Consider the following 5,291-nt stretch of genomic DNA (forward strand, 5'->3'; position numbering starts at 1 on the left):
ATCAAGTTATCGGCTTATTAGTACCGGTCAGCTCCGACAGTCTTTAGTCCTGTCTTCCACATCCGGCCTATCAACCCAGTCGTCTGGCTGGGAGCCTCTCCCCCGAAGGGATGGAAATCTCATCTCGAAGCCGGCTTCCCGCTTAGATGCTTTCAGCGGTTATCCGTTCCGAACGTAGCTAATCAGCGGTGCTCCTGGCGGAACAACTGACACACCAGAGGTTCGTCCATCCCGGTCCTCTCGTACTAGGGATAGATCTTCTCAAATTTCCTGCGCGCGCAGCGGATAGGGACCGAACTGTCTCACGACGTTCTAAACCCAGCTCGCGTACCGCTTTAATGGGCGAACAGCCCAACCCTTGGGACCTACTCCAGCCCCAGGATGCGACGAGCCGACATCGAGGTGCCAAACCATGCCGTCGATATGGACTCTTGGGCAAGATCAGCCTGTTATCCCCGAGGTACCTTTTATCCGTTGAGCGACAGCGCTTCCACAAGCCACTGCCGGATCACTAGTCCCGACTTTCGTCCCTGCTCGACTTGTCAGTCTCACAGTCAAGCTCCCTTGTGCACTTACACTCGCCACCTGATTGCCAACCAGGTTGAGGGAACCTTTGGGCGCCTCCGTTACTCTTTGGGAGGCAACCGCCCCAGTTAAACTACCCATCAGGCACTGTCCCTGAACCCGATTAGGGTCCGAAGTTAGATATCCAGAGTGACCAGAGTGGTATTTCAACAATGACTCCACGAACACTAGCGTGCCCGCTTCAACGTCTCCCACCTATCCTACACAAGCCACACCGAACACCAATACCAAACTATAGTAAAGGTCACGGGGTCTTTCCGTCCTGCTGCGCGTAACGAGCATCTTTACTCGTAATGCAATTTCGCCGAGTTCGCGGTTGAGACAGCTGGGAAGTCGTTACGCCATTCGTGCAGGTCGGAACTTACCCGACAAGGAATTTCGCTACCTTAGGATGGTTATAGTTACCACCGCCGTTTACTGGGGCTTAAATTCTCAGCTTCGCCTTGCGGCTAACCGTTCCTCTTAACCTTCCAGCACCGGGCAGGCGTCAGTCCGTATACATCGTCTTGCGACTTAGCACGGACCTGTGTTTTTAGTAAACAGTCGCTTCCCACTGGTCTCTGCGGCCATCGAACGCTCCCGGAGCAAGTCCGTTCACGCCTCAGGCCCCCCTTCTCCCGAAGTTACGGGGGCATTTTGCCGAGTTCCTTAACCACGATTCTCTCGATCTCCTTAGTATTCTCTACCTGACCACCTGAGTCGGTTTGGGGTACGGGCAGCTAGAACCTCGCGTCGATGCTTTTCTTGGCAGCATAGGATCACCGATTTCGACTTGCGTCTACCCATCAGATCTCAGGCTATATGAACGACGGATTTGCCTATCGTTCGCCCTACATCCTTAGACCGGGACAACCATCGCCCGGCTCGGCTACCTTCCTGCGTCACACCTGTTAATACGCTAAACGCACCAGCACGGGGTCGTACGCTAGGCCCAACGCTTCACCCCGAAGGGATCCATCAAAGGGATTCAGATACTTAGCACTACTGGATTGTCTTGGGCGGTTCTTCGCCGGTACGGGAATATCAACCCGTTGTCCATCGACTACGCCTGTCGGCCTCGCCTTAGGTCCCGACTTACCCAGGGAAGATTAGCTTGACCCTGGAACCCTTGGTCTTCCGGAGGACGGGTTTCTCACCCGTCTTTCGCTACTCATGCCTGCATTCTCACTCGTGTGGCATCCACGGCTGGTTCACACCGCCGCTTCACTCGCCACACGACGCTCTCCTACCCATCAACACGGCTGGACCACGAAGGCCTACCACTAATGTCAATGCCACAACTTCGGTGGCGTGCTTGAGCCCCGTTACATTGTCGGCGCGGAATCACTTGACCAGTGAGCTATTACGCACTCTTTCAAGGGTGGCTGCTTCTAAGCCAACCTCCTGGTTGTCTGTGCAACTCCACATCCTTTCCCACTTAGCACGCGCTTAGGGACCTTAGTTGGTGGTCTGGGTTGTTTCCCTCTCGACTATGAAGCTTATCCCCCACAGTCTCACTGCTGCGCTCTCACTTACCGGCATTCGGAGTTTGGCTGACGTCAGTAAGCTTTTGGGCCCCATCGGCCATCCAGTAGCTCTACCTCCGGCAAGAAACACGCAACGCTGCACCTAAATGCATTTCGGAGAGAACCAGCTATCACGAAGTTTGATTGGCCTTTCACCCCTATCCACAGCTCATCCCCTCCATTTTCAACTGAAGTGGGTTCGGTCCTCCACGACGTCTTACCGTCGCTTCAACCTGGCCATGGATAGATCACTTCGCTTCGGGTCTAGACCCTGCGACTGAATCGCCCTATTCGGACTCGCTTTCGCTACGGCTGCCCCACACGGGTTAACCTCGCCACAGAGCACTAACTCGCAGGCTCATTCTTCAAAAGGCACGCCGTCACCCCTACAAGGAGGCTCCGACGGTTTGTAAGCAAACGGTTTCAGGTACTATTTCACTCCCCTCCCGGGGTACTTTTCACCTTTCCCTCACGGTACTTGTCCGCTATCGGTCATCTGGGAGTATTTAGGCTTATCAGGTGGTCCTGACAGATTCACACGGGATTTCTCGGGCCCCGTGCTACTTGGGATACTCTTCACGCCATAACACCATTTCGACTACGGGGCTCGCACCCGCTCTGGCCAGGCGTTCAAACCTGTTCGTCTATGATGCGCTGTAACGTTCACCGGCCGGCAGACCGGAACGAAAAGTCCCACAACCCCGGCCATGCAACCCCTGCCGGGTATCACACATGACTCGGTTTAGCCTCTTCCGCGTTCGCTCGCCACTACTGACGGAATCACTGTTGTTTTCTCTTCCTGTGGGTACTGAGATGTTTCACTTCCCCACGTTCCCTCTACCCGCCCTATATATTCAGGCGGGAGTCACCAGGTCACCACAAGGGGCCTGGCGGGGTTTCCCCATTCGGAAATCCTCGGATCACAGCTCGTTTATCAGCTCCCCGAGGCTTATCGCAGATTACGACGTCCTTCTTCGGCTCCAGATGCCAAGGCATTCACCGTTTGCTCTTATGAACTTGCTAATCACATGAGTTAAGAAACTACAACTCGAAAAGTTGCAGATCCAATGATTTGCATGACCGCAGCCCGAAAGCCGCGCCATGCGAATCTTGTCGATCCACGACCGAAGCCGTGAATCTAAGATGCTCGCGTCCACTGTGTAGTTCTCAAAATACGGGCGGTATCCCTCTCCCACACACCCAGGCGTGAAAAAAAGATCCGGAGAGTCGACCCCGCCACCCGAAGGCAGCCGGCCCGGTCCCTCAGGACCCAACAGCGTGCATGTACCCGACTCCACCGCCCCGACGCGTTCCCAACCCGAAGGCTGTACTGACGCGAGACGATCTCACCGAGCACCTAGTTCAATGTTCCACCCATGAGCTACCAGCAAAGACATTCGCTTTGATCTGGCGCCTGGAACACCCTGCGGTGTCCAGATGCTCCTTAGAAAGGAGGTGATCCAGCCGCACCTTCCGGTACGGCTACCTTGTTACGACTTAGTCCTAATCACCGATCCCACCTTCGACAGCTCCCTCCTTGCGGTTAGGCCACTGGCTTCGGGTGTTACCGACTTTCATGACTTGACGGGCGGTGTGTACAAGGCCCGGGAACGTATTCACCGCAGCGTTGCTGATCTGCGATTACTAGCGACTCCGACTTCATGAGGTCGAGTTGCAGACCTCAATCCGAACTGAGACCGGCTTTTTGGGATTCGCTCCACCTTACGGTATCGCAGCCCTTTGTACCGGCCATTGTAGCATGCGTGAAGCCCAAGACATAAGGGGCATGATGATTTGACGTCATCCCCACCTTCCTCCGAGTTGACCCCGGCAGTCTCCTATGAGTTCCCACCATGACGTGCTGGCAACATAGAACGAGGGTTGCGCTCGTTGCGGGACTTAACCCAACATCTCACGACACGAGCTGACGACAACCATGCACCACCTGTATACCGACCTTGCGGGGCAACCATTTCTGGAAGTTTCCGGTATATGTCAAGCCTTGGTAAGGTTCTTCGCGTTGCATCGAATTAATCCGCATGCTCCGCCGCTTGTGCGGGCCCCCGTCAATTCCTTTGAGTTTTAGCCTTGCGGCCGTACTCCCCAGGCGGGGAACTTAATGCGTTAGCTGCGACACGGAGACCGTGGAAAGGTCCCCACATCTAGTTCCCAACGTTTACGGCGTGGACTACCAGGGTATCTAATCCTGTTCGCTCCCCACGCTTTCGCTCCTCAGCGTCAGTAACGGCCCAGAGAACTGCCTTCGCCATCGGTGTTCCTCCTGATATCTGCGCATTCCACCGCTACACCAGGAATTCCATTCTCCCCTACCGCACTCTAGTCTGCCCGTACCCACTGCAGGCCCGAGGTTGAGCCTCGGGTTTTCACAGCAGACGCGACAAACCGCCTACGAGCTCTTTACGCCCAATAATTCCGGACAACGCTTGCACCCTACGTATTACCGCGGCTGCTGGCACGTAGTTAGCCGGTGCTTTTTCTGCAGGTACCGTCAAGCCGAAGCCCTTCTTCCCTACTAAAAGAGGTTTACAACCCGAAGGCCGTCATCCCCCACGCGGCGTTGCTGCATCAGGCTTTCGCCCATTGTGCAATATTCCCCACTGCTGCCTCCCGTAGGAGTCTGGGCCGTGTCTCAGTCCCAGTGTGGCCGGTCACCCTCTCAGGCCGGCTACCCGTCGTCGCCTTGGTGAGCCATTACCTCACCAACTAGCTGATAGGCCGCGAGTCCATCCTTGACCGAAAAACTTTCCACCCGCACCCGATGCCGGGGCAGGTCGTATCCGGTATTAGACGCCGTTTCCAGCGCTTATCCCAGAGTCAAGGGCAGGTTACTCACGTGTTACTCACCCGTTCGCCACTAATCCACCCAGCAAGCTGGGCTTCATCGTTCGACTTGCATGTGTTAAGCACGCCGCCAGCGTTCGTCCTGAGCCAGGATCAAACTCTCCGTAAAAAAATTACGACCCCCAACCCCGAAGAGAAGGAGAGTCAAGTTTGACCTCTAGCAAATAAGACATCTCTCCGACCCGAAAGCCGGAAGCTGACATCAATTTCCAAAGGAATCCCAACCCGATCCGAAGATCAAGGCCGGGGTATAAAATTGGCATTGAACATAGTGCACGCTGTTGAGTTCTCAAGAATCGGACACATCCCGCCTCCACACCAGAACGGTGCTTCACAACG

General features: G+C 55.3%; 2 rRNA genes. Both read right to left on the reverse strand.

The features are described from left to right. Positions 1-3,113 (reverse strand): 23S ribosomal RNA (locus C5B98_RS16385). 425 nt (positions 3,114-3,538) lie between these two features. Beyond that, positions 3,539-5,061: ribosomal RNA gene (locus tag C5B98_RS16390) — 16S ribosomal RNA — on the reverse strand. Together the 16S and 23S rRNA genes form the textbook arrangement of a ribosomal RNA operon. Between the last annotated feature and the right edge of the window lie 230 nt (positions 5,062-5,291).

It is taken from the genome of Rathayibacter sp. AY1A5 (genome assembly GCF_002930875.1).
Taxonomy (GTDB): domain Bacteria; phylum Actinomycetota; class Actinomycetes; order Actinomycetales; family Microbacteriaceae; genus Rathayibacter.